The organism is uncultured Dokdonia sp., from assembly GCF_947496725.1.
GTDB lineage: Bacteria > Bacteroidota > Bacteroidia > Flavobacteriales > Flavobacteriaceae > Dokdonia.
In genome coordinates this window covers 391,573-409,958 of the sequence record NZ_CANMDS010000003.1, presented here as the reverse complement: position 1 = coordinate 409,958, position 18,386 = coordinate 391,573, and the positions used below count along the sequence as shown (strand labels likewise).

Genomic DNA, 18,386 nt, shown 5'->3' with positions numbered 1-18,386 from the left:
ATAAAAGGGATTTTTAACTATCCTTTGGCAATTTCCTTGCGTATGCGGCTTAAACTTTCGGTAGTTATCCCTAAGTAAGATGCTATATGATAGTTCTTTACCGTTTTTTCTATAGTAGGGTAGGTGGTAATAAAACTGTGGTAACGCTCCCTGGCAGATAAGGAGATATTACCCAGAATACGCTTCTGAAAACTAGCAAAAGCTCCTTCCATTTTCTTTCTAAAAAAAGATTCAAGCGATGGGATGTTCTCGTAGAGATTATCTAGTTTTTCCTTAGGTAATTTATAAATCACCGCATCTTGAAGACACTCTATAGTGACAATGGCCGGCGCCTTTGTAAAGTATGCTGTATAGTCACTTATCCACCAGTCATTTATGGCAAACATAAGTGTGTGCTCCTTACCCACAGTATCTGTAAAATAGGAGCGTAGACAGCCACTATGCACATAGTATTGATCTATTACAACCTGGTTTACATCTATAAGAATTTCTCCTTTTTTTACTTCAATGCGCTCCATTCCTTGATTTATAAGGCTTATGGCTATGGTATCAAGATCTACGTTCTTAAAAATTTGGGTTATGATATTTTGATTTTCCAGGATTATAAAGTGTGGCGGTTTGAGTAAATATACGCTTTCGCGAAAGCAAAATAAAAACTCCCACTATCTTTAAAAGAGCGTGGGAGTCTATAAATATGCGATGTTGCTTTCTTATTTATTCTTCTCTACCCAAAGTCTTGCATTTACAAAAGCCTCTAGCCAAGGACTTACCTCGTCTGTATGTTGAGCAGGGTAGTGTGCCCAGTTCCAAGGGAAAGTAGATCGCTCTATGTGCGGCATAGTTGCAAGGTGACGTCCTGTAGTATCACAAATCATTGCGGTATTAAAGTCAGATCCATTAGGATTTGCAGGGTACCCTTCATAACCGTAGGTTGCTACTATATCATAAGCATCTTTGCCCATAGGTAAGTTAAACTTACCTTCTCCGTGTGATATCCATACGCCTAGCGTAGTACCTTCTAGTGAAGATAACATTACACTATTGTTCTTTTCAATTTTTACAGAGGTAAAATTGCTCTCGTGCTTGTGACTATCATTATGAGACATCTTTGCAAGTTGCTTATGCTCTGGATTGATAAGGTCAAGTTCTAAAAACAACTGGCAACCATTACAAATACCTACTGAGAGCGTATCCTCACGAGCAAAGAAATTCTTTATGGCCTTATTTGCCTTCTCATTATATTTTATAGCACCTGCCCAACCCTTTGCAGATCCAAGCACATCACTATTTGAAAAACCACCTACAGCTCCTAAAAACTGGATGTCTTCTAGCGTCTCACGTCCTTCTATTAAGTCTGTCATATGCACATCCTTAACATCAAAACCAGCTAGGTACATTGCATTTGCCATTTCACGCTCAGAGTTACTTCCTTTCTCTCTTAGTATAGCGGCTTTAGGTCTAGGTTTACTTGTGTCAAGTACTGGTTTTTTACCTGTAAAGTGTGCAGGAAATGTATAATCTAGCGCTTGATTTTTATAGTTGTCAAAACGATCTTGAGCAAGTCCACTTGCTGTTTGCTTATTATCTAGTAAGAATGAAGTTTTAAACCAAGTATCACGTAGTGAACTCACGTTAAGACCCATCTCGACACCATTGCTTTTAATCACAAGCTCTGCGGTATCTGTTACATTTCCTATTTTAAAGAAGGCTACATTATTTGCTGTAAGAATATCTTCTACACCAGCATCTGCCTGAAAGACAACACCAGCATTTTCTGAGAAGAGTAATTTTATAAGATCTTGTTCTCCTATTTCTGTGAGATCAAGACTTGCACCAAGATTTGTATCTGCAAAGCAAAGTTCAAGAAGTGTTGTGATAAGACCACCACTAGCTACATCGTGTCCTGCTTGTATTTTATTATCTTTTATTAACTCCTGTAATGTGTTAAAAGCTGTTTTAAAGTTATCATCACTTACAACAGTAGGAGCTTCATTACCTATGCTATGGCATACTTGTGCAAAACTAGAACCACCTAGTTTATGACTATCACCAGACATATTGATGTAATAAATGGCGCCACCATCCTTTTGAAGTACTGGTTCTACTACTTGATTGATATTATTACAGCTACCAGCTGCACTTATCACAACGGTACCTGGAGCAATTACATCTCCATCTGGATATTTTTGCTTCATAGAGAGACTGTCTTTACCTGTAGGTACGTTTATACCTAGGTTAATAGCCATCTCAGATATAGCTTCTACAGCTTTGTAAAGTCTAGCATCTTCTCCTTCATTTTTACAAGGCCACATCCAGTTTGCAGATAGACTCACAGACTGTAATCCATCTGTAAGTGGTGCCCAAACTATATTAGTAAGTGACTCTGCGATACTGTTTTTACTACCAGCTACTGGGTTTATAAGTCCAGATACTGGTGAATGACCTATAGAGGTTGCAATACCCTTTGTACTCTTAAAATCCATAGCCATCACACCTACATTATTTAAAGGAAGTTGTAACGGTCCAACACATTGTTGCTTTGCTACTCTACCACCTACACAGCGATCTACTTTGTTAGTAAGCCAGTCTTTACAAGCTACTGCTTCTAGCTGCAAGACCTGCTCTAAATAATCGTGTATCTTACCTAACTCATAAGTAGGCTCTTTATAATTACGTGCTACCGTAACATCTGTCATTACTGTTTTAGGCGAACTACCAAACATATCATCTAGGTGTAAATCCATAGGACTTTTTCCTGTGGTAGCACTTTTAAATGTAAACCTGTGATCTGTCGTCACGTCACCTACTTCATACATAGGAGATCTCTCACGGTCTGCTATACGTTGTAGTGTATCAATGTCTTCCTTTCCTATAACTAGTCCCATACGCTCTTGAGACTCATTACCTATAATCTCTTTTGCAGATAGGGTAGGGTCACCTACAGGAAGTTTATCTAAATCTATAAGACCCCCAGTATCTTCTACAAGTTCTGACAGACAGTTTAAGTGTCCACCAGCACCGTGATCGTGAATAGATACAATAGGGTTTACATCACTCTCCACCATACCACGTACAGCATTTGCAGCACGCTTTTGCATTTCTGGATTAGAGCGTTGTACGGCATTAAGTTCAATACCAGAGTCTAGAGCGCCTGTATCTGCACTTGATACTGCAGCACCACCCATACCTATTCTATAATTCTCACCACCTAGTATTACAATTTTGTCACCATCTTGGGGTGTATCCTTTAATGCCTGTTCTTTCTTTCCGTAACCTATACCTCCGGCTTGCATAATTACTTTGTCATAACCTAGACGTTGCCCATCTTCTTGATGCTCAAAAGTGAGAACTGAACCAACTATAAGTGGTTGTCCAAATTTATTTCCAAAGTCTGAAGCTCCATTTGATGCTTTTATAAGAAGGTCTATTGGGTTTTGATAAAGCCACTTTCTTTCTTGCATACCCTGTTCCCAAGGGCGGTCTTGCTCAAGCCTTGAGTACGGCGTCATATACACAGCTGTACCTGCTAGTGGTAAAGATCCTTTACCACCTGCTAGTCTATCTCTTATCTCACCACCAGAACCTGTAGCAGCACCATTAAACGGCTCAACCGTAGTAGGGAAGTTGTGAGTCTCAGCTTTAATAGAAATCACAGATTCAAACTCTTTTTCTGTGTAGTAATCTGGTTTGTCTGCCGTATTTGGTGCAAACTGAGTAGCCTTAGGCCCTTCTATAAATGCAACATTATCTTTATAAGCAGAGACAATCGTATTCGGATTTTCGGCAGAGGTCTTTTTAATAAGCTTAAATAGTGAAGATGGCATTTCTTCTCCGTCTATCACAAAAGTTCCATTAAAAATCTTGTGGCGACAGTGCTCAGAATTTACTTGGCTAAAACCAAAAACTTCAGAGTCTGTGAGCGGTCTTCCTATTTTGGCAGCTACACCTTCTAGATATGCCACTTCCTCATCACTTAGCGATAGCCCTTCTTTTTCATTATATGCGGCAATGTCTGTTATAGGGAGAATTTCTTCTGGTGTAACCTCAATATCAAAAATAGTTTGGTCTAATGATTCAAACTGTTGAGATATCATTGGGTCAAAAGTTGTTTCCGCTTTCGCGAAAGCGAACTCTTCTATTCTCACAATACCCGTAATACCCATATTTTGAGTAATCTCAACCGCATTAGTACTCCACGGAGTAATCATAGCTGCACGAGGGCCAATAAAAAAAGCGTCAATAGTAGACGCTTCAATTTGTGGGGAGTTGCCAAAAAGCCATACAAGCTTAGCAATATCTTCTTGTGTAAAGTCTTGTGTGGTTTGCACCGCATACACAGTGCTCTGAGGGTTACCAAAAAAGTGGATCATCCGAGTGGTTTTGTTGTGTGTTTTTGAAAAAGTAAAATTACTTAATATTTATTTATGTTAATGGTAGGAATTAAGGAGATTGAAATGTTTATTAAATGAGTTGTTAACCACAAATGTGAATAAATTATTATTAAAGCTGTATCTTAAAGACTCACAATAAAATGTATCCAAAATGATAAGAAAATTACTTGCAATTTCTTTACTAGTAATGAGTATGTCGGTATTTGCACAAGAAACACAACCTGTTTCTACTGTTGGCACTGGAACTTATTTAGGTAAAACTGAACCCCTACGAGATTTCCCCACTCTTTCTTCAAGTCCAAGTTATGGATTTTCTGAACTCAATATTGTAGAAAATAATTTTGGTGTGTCACCCGGCGCATCAGAAAATGCGTTACCGCTTAATGGAGATCCAATAGGGCAGCGTACGATGGGAGAAAATATGAGCTATGCGCCCATAGTAAACTTTGATGGAGCAAATGCTTCTGAAGGTCAAGCTACACCACCAGATCCATCTGGCGCTGTAGGACCTAATCACTATGTACAAGGTGTTAACATTGTTATCAAAATATATGACAAAACAGGTAACCTACTCGCGGGGCCTACATCATTAGGAGAATTTTTAGGAAATGGCGCAAATAATGGAGATCCTATTATAATGTATGATCAACTTGCAGATAGATGGTTTGTAAGCCAATTTCAAACTTCAAATAATGCATTAATTATAGGTATATCTGAAACTCCAGACCCTACTGGTGCTTATTTCTTATATGAATATCCGCTAGATTCATTTCCAGATTATCCACACTATGCAATCTGGCCAGATGCTTATTACCTTACATCAAACAAGGGTGGTGCAACCACATACGCATTAGACCGTGATGCATTACTTGCTGGTGAAGCAAATCCCGCAATACAAGGTTTTAATTTACCTGGTGTTATTGCAAACCCTAATACAGTATTTAGCCCAGAACCGGCAAATCTAACAGGATTTTCATTTCCTCAGGGTGATGTGCCAGGCTACATTGTTTATTTACAAGATGACGGATGGGGTGCGGCTTTTGACCACCTTAAAGTATGGGAGCTAGATATAGATTTTGAAAACTCAGCAAACTCAACGGTATCTGCACCTTTAGAAATACCAACTGCACCTTTTGATTCTTTTATTGCACCTTTTGGAGCTGGAGAACTTGATCAACCAGGTACTACGAATAAAATTGATATGCTAAGTGGTATTATTTCTTATGCAGCAAATTATAGAACTTTTGAAGATCACAACTCTTGGCTTATCACTTTTAATGTAGATGTAAATAGTGATAATACCACATCTGGTATACGCTGGATAGAGTTACGTAATAGCGACACAGAGCCTTGGTCAATTTTTCAAGAAGGAACCTACGCACCAGATGATGGTAATAGCCGTTTTATGGGAAGTGGTGCTATGGATGCACAAGGTAATATAGGGCTTGCCTTTAATGTAGGTGGACCAGATCTAGAAGTAGGTATTAGTTATACTGGACGTTTTGACGGTGATACTCTAGGAGAAATGACAGCAGCCGAGCAAATCATTGTAGAAGGTGGAGGAGTACAATCTAATACAAACCGCTTTGGAGATTATTCTCACCTTACTATGGATCCAGATAACTTTACATTCTGGCATACTTCAGAATATTTTTCTGCTGACAATTTTTGGAATACACGCATCGCGTCTTTTAATCTTTCTGCTGGTTTTGAAACAGATTTAGGTGTTCTTTCTATAGTAACACCAGAAGATGGGGCACTTACCAATGCAGAAACTGTAGAAGTTACTGTACGTAACTTTGGAACAGTAGCTCAAAGTGATATCCCTGTTACCTTAACCTTAGACGCTGTCGAGATTGCAAATGAAGTTATCCCTGGGCCTATTGAACCGGGTACTGCTATAAATTACACATTTACTGCTACAGCAGATATGTCTACAGAAGGACAGACTTATATACTTGAAGCTACGACTGGCTTATCTGGAGATCAAGCTGCTGTTAATGACTCTGCGATTAAAGAAGTAATGCACTTATTTAAGACAGATGTAGGGGTTACAGCACTAATAGCACCTGTAGATGCATCGGGATTAACAGATGTTGAAACTATAACTGTAGATATTACAAACTTTGGTTCTCAAGATCAAACAGGATTCCCGGTACAATACACAATAAATGGAAGTACTCCTATTGTAGAGACTTATACTGAGACTCTAGCTGTAGCTAGCACAGCTTCATTCTCCTTTGCTACCACTGCAGATCTTTCTAGCATAGGTTCTTATGATTTTGTGATTGAAACTGCTTTAACTGGTGATCAAGTAGTAGCAAATGATGCATTTTCTACGACTATTGAGAATCAAGTTTGCCTTCCCAATGCATTAAGTGGTTGTAATGTAGACGGTATCAAGCAATTTATTCTTAATACAATAAGTGCAGATGATGGGGCAGATGGTTGTAATACTGAGCCAGACGGCAGCCCAGCTGGATATGCAGATAGAACAGACCTTAGTACAGAATTAAGTAATCTTGCAGGGTCAAATGTATATACACTGAGAGCAAGACAAAACTGGGGAGGCGGAGCCGGTGTTGAAGCGCTTTCTGTTTGGATTGATTTTAATGACAATGGAGGTTTTGAACCAGAAGAACAGCTTATAGCTGGTGAGTTTTTTCAATCATCAAATGTATTAGAAGACTTTACACTTACTATACCTGAAGGAGCGGCTCTAGGTTCTCACAGACTTCGCGCAAAAGCAATTGATACATCTGAAAATGGTGACATAAATAATCCTTGTAGTGATTTTTCATTTGGAGAAGTACAAGATTATACGGTGGTAATCACAGATCAATTACAAACAGCAGATATTGGTGTAGTTGCTATCACAGCACCAGAGTCTGGTGTAGAGCTAGGTAATCAAGATGTTACCATCGAGATGTCAAATTTTGGTTCATTAGAGCAAATTAATTTTGATGTACAGTATACTGTTAATGGAGGTACTCCAGTTGTAGAAACTATTGATACTGCAATAGGTCCTGGGTCGTCTATCTCATACACTTTTGCACAACAAGCAGACTTAAGTGAAATAAATACTTATGAGTTTGAAGCTAGAACACTACTAGCATCTGACTCTAATGACACTAATAATGCGGCTACCACTACTGTGGAATCTACACTTACGGTAGATGACTTAAGTACAGACTATACGGCACTTACAGTTACTAAACTTGAGAATAATAATTTTGATGTGTTGCTTACTACAAATTTTGAAGGCCGTGTATTTATAGGGCTCTCAAACATATTAGGACAACAATTGAAGTATAAGCCTATAGCGAAAGATGCAAACGGATATCGTGTCAACCTTGACTTATCAAGTCTTTCTTCAGGGATTTATGTTATCAAGGTAAATGACTTAAGAGGTGATTTTGTAAAAACAGCTAAAATTCTAGTTGAGTAAATTCAATTTTCAGCTTAAACAAAAAGGGATAGACCTAGTGGTCTATCCCTTTTTGTTTTTAAATAACTACATATAGTTATGTAAACTACTTTATGACTAGTCTCTTTGAAGCATCATTAATTTGTAATATATACATACCAGATGTAAGATTTGAAACGTCTAGTGTTGTATTTCTTATATGGTTTGAGGTAGTCTCATTATATAAAACTTGTCCTAATAAGTTATATATTTTTAAAGAAGTAATATCTTGATTGCTTTCAATTTGAACTACCGTATTTGCTGGGTTAGGAAAAACACTAGCCTGTATGAACTCAGAAGAAGGAGCAGAGAGCTCTCCCCAAAAATCCTCAGCAGGTTCGCCTCCCCAAATATTTGTAGCCAGTATAGGGTTGTCTATAAAAGGGTTTCTACTTCCATATTCTGTCTCTAGAGGGTCATTGCGTTGCATCTCTACGTCAGATACTGGATCTTCTACATTCCATTCTAAAAATAGTTGCAACATCTGTGTATCACCCTGTAATGGACCTTGTCCCACAAGTGATGGTAAACATTGCTCACCATAGCGCACATACATATACATCATCGCACGTGCAACATCACCTTTCCACTCATCACCAGGATACCAGTCACCAGAACCTACGTCACCAGAGTTTCCTGTGCCATCGTTAAACTTTTTTGAGCCTCGGTTACCATTGCGTTGCACATCACTAGGTCGTAAGTTATGGGGATCTGCTACGATACCATTACTACTATTACTAGCAGAGCCCATAGCAGGGTTTGCTAGGCTACGTGGGAAGGTATGCTCTCTATTATACTCACAGTTATCACCACCAAATTCATCATTTGATCTTGTAATATCTGTGTTACAGTTACCATCGTTATCATTAAAACCATAAATAAGTAAAACCTCAGAGTCATCCTCAGGATTGGCATCTGTAATTTTGGTAGTATCTCTAAAATCTCCGTAAGTATAATTTTCATTATAAACAGAAAGTTTTAACCGTAGCTCTTGCAACAATTCTGTACCCGTAAGATATACAGCTGTATCATCATAATACGATTGCTGCGCTATACTTATAAAGGGTAGGAGTAAAAGTAAAAGTGAGGAATATCTTTTCATAGTCTTCTTTTATTGCTTTCGCGAAAGCAAAGCCATATAAAATCCATCATATCCAGATTTTGCTGGGCTTACTGTCTCTTCTTTTTCTAATTGAAATTTCTGACCCTGCTCTGTAGCCAAAAATGCTTGCACTTGTTCTTGATTTTCTCTAGGAAGAATAGAACAAGTTGCATACACCATCTTACCACCCTCTTTTAAAATCTTGCTGTAGCTCTGGAGTAAGTCTGCTTGACGCTGTACTACCTTATCTACAAAGTCTGGTTGTAATTTCCATTTTAAATCTGGGTTACGTTTTATAGTACCAAGACCTGTACAAGGTGCATCTATAAGAACACGATCTGCAGAGTTGTATAGCTTTTTAAAGACTTTAGTAGAGGTAATTTCTCTTGTCTCGATATTATGTGCTCCTGCACGCTTAGATCTTCTTTTGAGCTCTTTAAGCTTACCAGCATAAATATCCATTGCTATTATTTGCCCTTTGTTTTCCATAAGAGCAGCAAGGTGAAGTGTCTTACCACCAGCTCCAGCACAAGCATCTACCACACGCATACCAGGTTCTACCTCTAGCATACGAGCAACCTTTTGAGATGAAGCATCTTGTACCTCAAAAAATCCATTTTTAAACGCTTCAGATGTAAAAACATTTTTACGCTCTACAAGTTCGAGTGCATCTGGGTGGTTATCAAGTATTTTAGTATCTATATCTTGGTCTGCAAGTGTATTGCGCACTTCTTTTACCGTAGCTTTAAGGGAATTTGCCCTTAATACAACCTGAGCTTGCGTGTTAAGTGCTGCTAGCTCTGCTCCCCATTTTTTTCCGAGGGCTTTTTCACCCATCTCATCCATCCAGTCTGGAATAGACTCTTTGTATTTTCTAATTTTTGATAATTCATCAAAACGTCCTTTAATACGGCGAGTAGGGATAGGCTCCATTTGTTTCCAATCTGGCACCTCTATACCACGTAGTGTGGCCCACACTGCAAATAGCCTAAATAAATTAGGTCTACTATATGGTGCTTTTACCTCTGCAATCTCAGAGTATAAACGTTTCCATCTTACAATGTCATAAACTGTTTCTGCAATAAAACTGCGATCTCTTGATCCCCAGCGTTTATCAAATTTGAGAACCTTGCGCAGTACTTTATCTGCTTGTTCTCCATCATTAAATATCATTCCCAATGCATCTACTGCTGCAAAGACTAGATTTCTGTGTAATTTCATACCTTATTTTGAAGGTGCAAAGGTATTGGTTCTTGAATGAATAGTACTATTTTTACTAAAATTTTGACAATGAGAATACTATCTATTTTATCACTTTTACTACTTATATCACTTTCTTGTAAACAAGAGAGTAAAAACACGCAAAAAACAGAGAATGAGGTTATTACTCCTTTTTCTAACGTTGAGATAGAATTTTTACACCAAGATAGTACGAGTATAAGAGCTGTAGAAGTTACAGAAGATGCTGTAATGTATGCAGGAAGTAACGGGCATTATGGCATTTATAAACTAAACATTAATAATTTAAAGACTACAGATGCCGCCGTGGCATCACAATACGAAGTGGCAAATAAAGGGCGTATTGACTTCTTAGGCAAGAACCCTTCTTTTAGAAGTATAGCAAGTACAAGCAAGGCTTTCTACATATTGTCTATAGAGAATCCTGCATTGTTATATAGGTATGATAAAGAGAGTAACGCTGTTACCTTAGTTTATACAGAGCAAAATGAAAATGTGTTCTATGATGCTATGACGTTTTGGAATGATAATGAAGGTATCGCAGTAGGTGATTCACTAGATGGATGTTTATCTATTATAGTGACTAGAGATGGAGGTTTAAGTTGGGGCAAGCTAGCGTGTAGCTCTTTACCAAATCAAATAGCTTCTGAAGGTGCTTTTGCAGCAAGTAATACTAACATAAAAACCATAGGCGATAAAACTTGGATAATTACTGGTGGAGGTACTTCACGTGTCTATTACTCTGGAGATAAGGGTAGAAGCTGGAATATTTATAATACACCTGTTGCTCAGGGTAAAAGTACACTAGGTGCTTATACAATGGATTTTTATGATGAAAATCACGGTATTATTTATGGAGGAGATTATGAGCAAGCTCAAGATAACAATGATAATATTGCGATAACAACAGATGGAGGTAAACAATGGCAGGTTATAGCCTCTGGAGCAAATGATGGTTACAAAAGCTGTGTGCAATATGTGCCAAACTCAAATGGACAAGAACTTATAGCTTCAGGGTTTACAGGTATTTCTTACTCAAAAAATGGGGGAGAAAGCTGGTCACAAATCTCAGACGCACCGTTCTTAAGTTTTAGATTTGCAAATGATAGTACTGCATATGCTGGCGGTCGTAATGCCCTTGCAAAACTTACCTTTAAAAGAACTCGTAGTAACTAGCGAGTTATCTTTTGTCACGTTTGTGATTTTTATCACCACGTAACTTACGTATCAAGTCACGTCTAAAATCATTTTCGGCCTTCAGGAGGACTAATATCTTCTTTGAGGTGATTTTATCTTTTAAGCCGCTCAATAATTTTGTGCGTGCTTCAAGTTTTTGTTTTTCTAGTGCTTGTATGTTCTTTAATGTGGTTGTTGCAGTAGCCTCATCCATCGAGTCAAACTCAGACTTGAGCTCTCTCATAACCTTACGCTCGTTATCATAGATATCACCCATACGGCCGTCGTAAATATTATAAACAGGCCAGAAAGTTTGAGCCTCATCTGGGGTAAGTTCTAGTCGTTCTGTAATAAAGGCTACTTTAAGCGCTTTTATTTTCTCACGTTTACTTTCTTTATCTTCTTGTGCTATAGCTGTTGTAGCTATGATAAATGTGAGTACTAATGTTATATATGCTTTCATAATTAATCTATGTATAAATCAAAACCATCTACGCGCTCATCTAGATAATCTATAATAATAGACTCATCTAGTGCGAGATCATTTTGAAGATCGTTTATATCATCTTCTGTGAGCCACTCTGCAAATTCTATGCCTTCTAGGTCTGCAGCGTCATCATCAAAATAAGCTGCAATAGAATTGAGATCTTCACTTGAAGAACTTTGTACTTGGGTCCAAAAAATACTTACCATTATAAGTAGTGCTGCCGCAATACCCGCAATAGGGTAGAGGTACTTTCTTAAACTAATAACCTTAGTCTGGCTAGCTTCAGCATTTAGATTTATAGTTGCGTCTTCATTACGCTTTCGCGAAAGCGTATCCAAAATACGTTCCTTACTCGTATCAAAATAATCTTCTGGTACTTCAAAAGCTGGAACAACAGTATTATGCAACTTTTCATCTAGTGCTATCTGACTTAATAACCGCTCTTTACTATCTTTAAAATAGTTTTCTGGAGTGGTGTAGCCTCTATCCTTTGGTATGTTGTTTATTGTTTTCACGTTACTTATGAGACGTTTAAAATGTCTAAAGGTTTAATCTTGAGTTAAAATGCTTGTTAATTTTTTTGTTGCGATGTGATAAGAACTCTTTAATGCGCCCACAGATGTGCCTAAAATCTCGCTTATATCGTCATACTTCATATCTTGATAGTACTTCATCTGGAAGACAAGCCTTTGCTTTTCTGGTAATTGTGAGAGTGCCTTTTCTAGCGCGATTTGTATATCACTACCTGTGAAATAAACATCACTTTCTAGATTGTCTATTATTCTATCTTGTAACTCCTCACTTGATATCTGGGCTTGTTTTGCTCTTTTCTTCAAGAATGTGAGCGATTCATTTGTCGCAATTCTATAAAGCCAGGTGTACAGTTTACTATCACCCTTAAAGTTTTTTATACTCTTGTAAACTTTTATAAACACATTTTGAAGTACATCATCTGCATCTTCGTGATTTTTTACAATACCTCGTATATGCCAATAGAGAGGCTTTTGATACGTGTCAAGTAATAACGAGAAGGACCTAGTGTCGTCCTTCTGGAGAGATGCTATGAGTTCTTGTTCTTCTATTTTAGTATACTTTTCTTAATTATTGGACTCAATAACTTGTAGAAGGTTTAATTATCTTCAATAATAACTTTATGGCAGTCTTTATTTAACATTAAAATTCCACTTTATCGATAAAGTGCATTTTATAGCGATAAAATACACAAAATGCTTGTAAGCTTTAAAAACATCTTTTATATTTACACCATCATAAAGAAGTTGATTAATTTAAGAATACCCCAATTCATATTTTGATTTAATGATTGATAAGTGCCTTACCCCAAATTGGGCATTTTTTATCTAACCTACTAAACTAAAAAAGCCCGTATAAACGGGCTTTTTTTATGAATTAGAATTACGTATTATCCTAAGTATTTCATTAAGATTTTACTCTTAGAGGTATGGCGCAATCTTTTAATTGCTTTCTCTCTAATCTGACGTACACGCTCACGACTTAGGTCAAAAATATCACCTATTTCTTGAAGTGTCATCGCTGGTTGATTACCTAAACCGTAGTTAAGACGTACAACCTCTGCTTCTTTTTCTGTAAGTGTATCTAGTGCTCTATTGATCTCAATACTTAGTGACTCTTGCATAAGCTCTCTATCTGGGCGAGGTGACTCGCTAGAACTTAATACGTCATAAAGGTTATTATCATTTTCTCCTTCTGCAAATGGCGCATCCATACTAAGGCTACGACTCACGTTTTTAAGAGATATTTTTACTTTCTCCTCAGAGATATCAAGATACTTTGCAATCTCACCAGAGGTAGGCTTACGCTCGTGTACCTGTTGTAAGTAAACCATTGCTTTGTTAATCTTGCTTATTTCTCCAATTTTATTGAGAGGTAAACGTACCGTACGTGCGTGCTCTGCTATTGCTTGTAAGATAGACTGTCTAATCCACCATACAGCATAAGATATAAATTTGAAACCTCTAGTTTCGTCAAAACGCTTAGCAGCCTTTACAAGCCCTACGTTTCCTTCATTAATAAGGTCAGAAAGTGATAGACCTTGGTTTTGATATTGCTTTGCTACAGATATAACAAAACGAAGGTTTGCGCGTGTAAGTGCATCTAGTGCTCGCTCATCTCCTTTTTGAATACGCTGTGCTAACTCAACCTCCTCTTCGGCAGTAATCAAATCTATCTTGCTCACATCCTGAAGATAATTATTCAGGGATTTCGTCTCTCTGTTAGTAACCTGCTTGGTGATTTTGAGTTGTCTCATATGGTATAATTGAATTAAAGTATATGGTTTAGTATAATCTAAATAAGAGTTAAAAACAACTATTTAACTAAACCTGTTAATTAATAGCCTCTGAAAGTAAGAAATATATAAGTACTTGTACTTTTTTACATTATACTCTCTGGCCTCTAATTAATTTATACGTAGAAATTTCTATTTTGTTACATTTATGAACAAAAATTATTTAAAATGAAAAGATTATTTGTCGTTATATTCTTATTACTAATGTGTTACGTCTCTTGTAATAATAGTAGTAATGTAGAAAAAAGTAACTCTAAGGATACAACTACCTCAAAAAATAGTGATATATACACCACTTTTGACCCCACATATGCACACGTCGTGTATTTCTGGTTTAAGGAGGGTACCACTCAAAACGATCGAGCACTATTTGAGAAGTCATTACTCACGTTTTTAAACAAGTCAAAATATGCAAAGACTAACTTTATAGGGACACCACCTAGGGCTACGCGTGATGTGGTAGATGATAGTTTTACTTACAATCTTATATTAAGTTTTGATTCGGCCCAGGCGCAGGAGGCATATCAAGATGAGCCTGCTCACAAAGTATTTATCGACGAATGTGCTCATTTGTGGGAGAAAGTTATTGTGTATGATGCTACCCAGATACAATAGTTAAAAAATACTTTAGAGATGCTATGTAATGTATGAGTACGCTTTCGCGAAAGGGCATTTATAACTAGCTTTACCTTATGACAAAGAAAACAGATAAGAAGAGTAAAGTTACTATAGCATCAGCCTTTAAATCAATTATCTGGCCGCGCCGTAAGCTAGTTTTTATAGGTCTTATTTTAATTGTTATAGGTAGACTCGCTAGTCTTGTTTTACCTTGGAAATCTAAGGCACTTCTTGATGATATCATTCCTAATAAGGATATGAGTGCTCTTTATGACCTACTCTGGCTCGTAGGTTTTGCATTACTCATACAAGCAATCACTTCCTTTTTACTCACCAGGATACTAAGCGTACAAGCACAATACCTCATATCAGAACTTCGTGCTCAAGTTCAAAAAAAGGTACTGTCATTGCCTATTAGTTTTTTTGACAATACCAAGTCTGGAGCTCTTGTATCTCGTATAATGAGTGATGTAGAAGGAGTGAGAAACCTTATAGGTACAGGGCTCGTTCAACTAGTAGGAGGAACGATTACTGCCATAGTCTCACTAGTATTATTAATAAGAATTAATGCGTTAATGACGTTATTTGTCTTTTTACCAGTAGCCATTTTTGGCTATGTAGCGTTGCGAGCATTTAAGTATATACGTCCCATTTTTAGAAATAGAGGTAAAATAAATGCCGAAGTAAAAGGAAGACTTACCGAAACGCTTGCAGGGGTGCGCGTCATAAAAGGTTTTGGAGCAGAGGCACAAGAAAATAAAACTTTTGAAGAAGGTGTAGACAAGCTATTTCAAAATGTAAAGAAAAGTCTTACTGCAACAGCAGTAATGACCAGTAGCTCTACATTTTTACTAGGTCTTGCCTCTGTAGGTATAATGGGTATAGGTGGTTACTTTATGATACAAGGGGAGATGACTACTGGTGAGTTTTTATTTTTTACACTCTTACTAGGTTTTATGATTGCTCCCATCGTGCAGATGAGTAATATAGGCAGCCAGCTCACAGAGGCGCTTGCGGGTCTAGATCGTACAGAGGAGTTAATGAATATGACACCAGAAGATGAGCTAGGTAATCGAGATGTTATACTTGACAAGCTACACGGTGATATTAAGTTTGATAATGTTTCCTTCTCTTACGAGAAAGGTAAACAAGTGATACATAACATCTCATTTGAAGCAAAAGCTGGCACTACTGTAGCCCTAGTAGGAAGTTCGGGTTCTGGAAAATCTACCATTGCTGGACTATCTGCTACTTTTTTAAATCCCCAGGCAGGAGTGGTTTCTATAGATGGAGTGGATTTATCAAAAGTAAAACTGGCAAGTTTTAGAAAGTATCTTGGGGTTGTATTACAAGATGAGTTTCTCTTTGAGGGAACTATACGCGACAATATTTTGTTCCCAAGACCAGAGGCCAGTGAGGAGCAATTACAGCAGGCTGTAAAAGCAGGTTATGTAAATGAGTTTACAGATCGTTTTGATGACGGTCTTGATACCTTAATAGGAGAACGTGGCGTAAAACTTTCTGGAGGACAGCGCCAGCGCATTGCCATAGCAAGAGCAATACTTGCAGACCCAAAAATAATCATACTAGATGAGGCAACCTCAAATCTCGATACAGAGAGCGAAGCCCTAATTCAAAAATCGCTTTCTGAGCTTGTAAAAGATAGAACTACTATTGTTATTGCCCACAGACTAAGCACCATTAAAAAAGCAGATCAAATTCTAGTGATAGAAGATGGGCGCATAGCAGAACAGGGCACTCACGATATGCTCATAGCGCAGGAGGGAAGGTATTATGATCTATATACCTATCAAGCAAAAATATAGGGTGAAGATTATAAAGCGTAAGCCTCAAGCACTTCTATAGTTGTATACTCTAGTGCTTTTTGATGTGTAGCTGCTAGATTGAGTAGGGGAGCAACCCCAGCTTTTTCTGCTTCTAGCCAGCGCATTATGCAAAGGCACCATCCATCGTTAGGTTTAAGACCGGGAAAATTATATTGAGGTATAGGAGTAGAAAGATCATTTCCTCTAGTCTTGGTGTAGTTTAAAAATGCCTCGGTCATAACAGCACAAACTACGTGTGTGCCTCTATCTATACTTGCCGTGCGGCAGTAACCATCTCTAAAATAACCAGTCATAGGGTCTGTACAACAGCCTATAAGTGTTTCTCCGTAAACATTATATTCTATGGTAGATGATGGTGTGTGACTCATTTCTAAAAATTTGTTAATGATTATACCGTGTTCTTAATAAAGATATAAAGTTACGGTTATACCTTCTTATAATTATCACAATATGTAAATCCTTGTTTAATAAAAACGCTAAATTTATAAACAACTAATCATAAGAAAATTAAAAATGGATTATTTATCAATTATCTTAAAGTGTATTGTAGGACTAAGCATCTTAAATGTATGGTTACTACGCACCGGTACATCTTCACAATGGAGAGGCGGTAATGCGAGCACGCTCAAAGAAGAGTTTGCACACTATGGACTATCAGAAAGTATAATGAAGATTGTAGGAACTATAAAATGTTTACTTGCTGTAGGTTTACTAGTTTCAATTTTTTATAGTCCGTTAGAATTTTATAGCGCCTTAGGTATTGCGATAATGATGGCTGGAGCTATTAGTATGCACGTTAAGGTAGGTGATGCTCTTAAAAAGTCTTTCCCAGCATTTTTATTTCTGGCAATTTCCGTTCTAATTATTCTTATCTAAGAACTATTAGATAATAGGCTAAGTAAGCATTGAGAACAAAAAATGTAAACGCAGGTAGTGAGGCAATAAAGCTATCTTTTATGCGAAGTCTTACAAACCATCCCAATAGCATAAGAAGTGAAATACCTATTAAGGCACTTATTTGTAATGGTCTGTAAAAGAAACCTATAATAATACCCAAACCACCTAGTATTTGTGCAACACCAGTAATTTTACGTTGTGTTGCAGAGAGACCAAAACGTTTAAACTCGGTAGTCATAAAGTTTGAAGATAAACAACTTATGCCGTAGTATAAGAATGAAAACCCTATCAAACCTATAAGAATTATATGTGCTGTTTTCATAATTAATACTTGTTTTACAAATGTACTACCCACATAAAATAAAAGCGACCCGTAGGTCGCTTTTAATATGATTATTATATCTATTTAATATACTGACTACTTTGCTCTTCTAAGTTTTCATTAGACTCACCTCCTTGGCTATAGAGCATATTTTCTTCATCTTTAATTCGGTTTGTAGTTTTTTTACTGGCCTGCATTCTTCCTGGTACATCTAGGTCTTTGCCAGCAAAGTCTACTTTTTCTGTTCTATTAGTAAGAGCCACATCATCTCCACCATCTTGGCGTATATTGTTTTCAAAATCTTGACCTAAAACTTTAAGATCTTCTGGAGTAACATCAGAGTTGTAAGTAGTATCTGTTTTTTCGGCTGTAAGCTTATTGCTTGTATCTTTCATTGGTTTCATAATGTTCTTTTTTATTAAAGTTACGACTATGTACCACCTTTCAAGACTATTTTAACCCGCCACTAAGAAAAAGATAACAGACTTGTTAAAATAGTGGGCTGTCTTAACTTT

General features: G+C 37.2%; 16 protein-coding genes. 5 read left to right on the top strand and 11 right to left on the bottom strand.

The features are described 5' to 3' along the window. Positions 1 to 17: 17 nt before the first annotated feature. Both Q0948_RS08685 and purL read right to left on the bottom strand, forming a co-directional pair. The gene (locus Q0948_RS08685; RefSeq protein WP_081965027.1) at positions 18 to 518 is read right to left on the bottom strand and encodes a Crp/Fnr family transcriptional regulator; all 501 of its coding nucleotides are present in this window, start codon (positions 516 to 518) and stop codon (positions 18 to 20) included. Between the two features lie 192 nt (positions 519 to 710). Beyond that, a complete protein-coding gene (purL, locus tag Q0948_RS08680) occupies positions 711 to 4,370 on the bottom strand; it encodes a phosphoribosylformylglycinamidine synthase (protein ID WP_298350493.1) in 3,660 nt (1,219 codons plus the stop codon). Between the two features lie 172 nt (positions 4,371 to 4,542). Between purL and Q0948_RS08675 the strand changes: the two genes are divergently transcribed. Beyond that, positions 4,543 to 7,839, top strand: a complete 3,297-nt coding sequence (locus Q0948_RS08675) for a GEVED domain-containing protein (protein WP_298350495.1) — start codon at positions 4,543 to 4,545, stop codon at positions 7,837 to 7,839. A gap of 85 nt (positions 7,840 to 7,924) precedes the next feature. Here the strand turns inward: Q0948_RS08675 and Q0948_RS08670 are convergent, their stop codons facing one another. Further along, positions 7,925 to 8,959, bottom strand: coding sequence for an endonuclease (locus Q0948_RS08670; protein ID WP_298350497.1), 1,035 nt, complete (start codon positions 8,957 to 8,959; stop codon positions 7,925 to 7,927). A gap of 9 nt (positions 8,960 to 8,968) precedes the next feature. Next, the gene (locus Q0948_RS08665; protein ID WP_298350499.1) at positions 8,969 to 10,180 is read right to left on the bottom strand and encodes a methyltransferase domain-containing protein; all 1,212 of its coding nucleotides are present in this window, start codon (positions 10,178 to 10,180) and stop codon (positions 8,969 to 8,971) included. A gap of 69 nt (positions 10,181 to 10,249) precedes the next feature. Here Q0948_RS08665 and Q0948_RS08660 point away from each other — a divergent pair, with 69 nt between their 5' ends. Then, a complete protein-coding gene (locus Q0948_RS08660; RefSeq protein WP_298350500.1) occupies positions 10,250 to 11,374 on the top strand; it encodes an oxidoreductase in 1,125 nt (374 codons plus the stop codon). A 4-nt stretch (positions 11,375 to 11,378) separates the two neighbouring features. Here Q0948_RS08660 and Q0948_RS08655 read toward each other — a convergent pair whose 3' ends face one another. The 4 genes from Q0948_RS08655 to Q0948_RS08640 form a co-directional block, all read right to left on the bottom strand. Beyond that, positions 11,379 to 11,837, bottom strand: coding sequence for a sensor of ECF-type sigma factor (locus tag Q0948_RS08655; RefSeq protein ID WP_298350502.1), 459 nt, complete (start codon positions 11,835 to 11,837; stop codon positions 11,379 to 11,381). 2 nt (positions 11,838 to 11,839) lie between these two features. Beyond that, positions 11,840 to 12,376, bottom strand: a complete 537-nt coding sequence (locus Q0948_RS08650) for a hypothetical protein (RefSeq protein WP_298350504.1) — start codon at positions 12,374 to 12,376, stop codon at positions 11,840 to 11,842. 33 nt (positions 12,377 to 12,409) lie between these two features. Beyond that, positions 12,410 to 12,925, bottom strand: coding sequence for an RNA polymerase sigma factor (locus tag Q0948_RS08645; protein ID WP_366875527.1), 516 nt, complete (start codon positions 12,923 to 12,925; stop codon positions 12,410 to 12,412). 356 nt (positions 12,926 to 13,281) lie between these two features. Further along, positions 13,282 to 14,148 carry an RNA polymerase sigma factor RpoD/SigA gene (locus Q0948_RS08640; protein WP_013752207.1) on the bottom strand — a complete coding sequence of 289 codons (867 nt, stop codon included), beginning with the start codon at positions 14,146 to 14,148 and terminating at the stop codon, positions 13,282 to 13,284. 207 nt (positions 14,149 to 14,355) lie between these two features. On the opposite strand from Q0948_RS08640, the gene Q0948_RS08635 reads away from it, so the two are divergent. Both Q0948_RS08635 and Q0948_RS08630 read left to right on the top strand, forming a co-directional pair. Then, positions 14,356 to 14,802 (top strand): Dabb family protein, encoded by a 447-nt coding sequence (locus Q0948_RS08635; RefSeq protein WP_298350505.1) that lies wholly within the window; start codon positions 14,356 to 14,358, stop codon positions 14,800 to 14,802. A gap of 77 nt (positions 14,803 to 14,879) precedes the next feature. Then, positions 14,880 to 16,631, top strand: a complete 1,752-nt coding sequence (locus Q0948_RS08630) for an ABC transporter ATP-binding protein (RefSeq protein WP_298350507.1) — start codon at positions 14,880 to 14,882, stop codon at positions 16,629 to 16,631. A gap of 8 nt (positions 16,632 to 16,639) precedes the next feature. On the opposite strand, the gene Q0948_RS08625 is transcribed toward Q0948_RS08630, so the two are convergent. Next, positions 16,640 to 17,020, bottom strand: coding sequence for a DUF2237 domain-containing protein (locus tag Q0948_RS08625; protein ID WP_021779075.1), 381 nt, complete (start codon positions 17,018 to 17,020; stop codon positions 16,640 to 16,642). A 145-nt stretch (positions 17,021 to 17,165) separates the two neighbouring features. Between Q0948_RS08625 and Q0948_RS08620 the strand changes: the two genes are divergently transcribed. After that, positions 17,166 to 17,528: a DoxX family protein gene (locus tag Q0948_RS08620; RefSeq protein WP_298350512.1), complete on the top strand. Its 363-nt coding sequence runs from the start codon at positions 17,166 to 17,168 to the stop codon at positions 17,526 to 17,528. Here the strand turns inward: Q0948_RS08620 and Q0948_RS08615 are convergent. Both Q0948_RS08615 and Q0948_RS08610 read right to left on the bottom strand, forming a co-directional pair. After that, the gene (locus Q0948_RS08615) at positions 17,521 to 17,871 is read right to left on the bottom strand and encodes a DoxX family protein (protein ID WP_052084125.1); all 351 of its coding nucleotides are present in this window, start codon (positions 17,869 to 17,871) and stop codon (positions 17,521 to 17,523) included. The genes Q0948_RS08620 and Q0948_RS08615 overlap by 8 nt on opposite strands. Positions 17,872 to 17,951: 80 nt before the next feature. Next, positions 17,952 to 18,275: a hypothetical protein gene (locus tag Q0948_RS08610; protein WP_298350517.1), complete on the bottom strand. Its 324-nt coding sequence runs from the start codon at positions 18,273 to 18,275 to the stop codon at positions 17,952 to 17,954. Between the last annotated feature and the right edge of the window lie 111 nt (positions 18,276 to 18,386).

Coding starts and splice junctions, on each gene's coding strand:
- Q0948_RS08635 (WP_298350505.1), top strand. CDS start 14,356: ATGAAAAGATTATTTGTCGTTATATTCTTATTACTAATGTGTTACGTC.
- Q0948_RS08630 (WP_298350507.1), top strand. CDS start 14,880: ATGACAAAGAAAACAGATAAGAAGAGTAAAGTTACTATAGCATCAGCC.
- Q0948_RS08665 (WP_298350499.1), bottom strand. CDS start 10,180: ATGAAATTACACAGAAATCTAGTCTTTGCAGCAGTAGATGCATTGGGA.
- Q0948_RS08640 (WP_013752207.1), bottom strand. CDS start 14,148: ATGAGACAACTCAAAATCACCAAGCAGGTTACTAACAGAGAGACGAAA.
- Q0948_RS08610 (WP_298350517.1), bottom strand. CDS start 18,275: ATGAAACCAATGAAAGATACAAGCAATAAGCTTACAGCCGAAAAAACA.
- Q0948_RS08685 (WP_081965027.1), bottom strand. CDS start 518: ATGGAGCGCATTGAAGTAAAAAAAGGAGAAATTCTTATAGATGTAAAC.
- Q0948_RS08660 (WP_298350500.1), top strand. CDS start 10,250: ATGAGAATACTATCTATTTTATCACTTTTACTACTTATATCACTTTCT.
- Q0948_RS08655 (WP_298350502.1), bottom strand. CDS start 11,837: ATGAAAGCATATATAACATTAGTACTCACATTTATCATAGCTACAACA.
- Q0948_RS08615 (WP_052084125.1), bottom strand. CDS start 17,871: ATGAAAACAGCACATATAATTCTTATAGGTTTGATAGGGTTTTCATTC.
- Q0948_RS08625 (WP_021779075.1), bottom strand. CDS start 17,020: ATGAGTCACACACCATCATCTACCATAGAATATAATGTTTACGGAGAA.
- Q0948_RS08670 (WP_298350497.1), bottom strand. CDS start 8,959: ATGAAAAGATATTCCTCACTTTTACTTTTACTCCTACCCTTTATAAGT.
- purL (WP_298350493.1), bottom strand. CDS start 4,370: ATGATCCACTTTTTTGGTAACCCTCAGAGCACTGTGTATGCGGTGCAA.
- Q0948_RS08675 (WP_298350495.1), top strand. CDS start 4,543: ATGATAAGAAAATTACTTGCAATTTCTTTACTAGTAATGAGTATGTCG.
- Q0948_RS08620 (WP_298350512.1), top strand. CDS start 17,166: ATGGATTATTTATCAATTATCTTAAAGTGTATTGTAGGACTAAGCATC.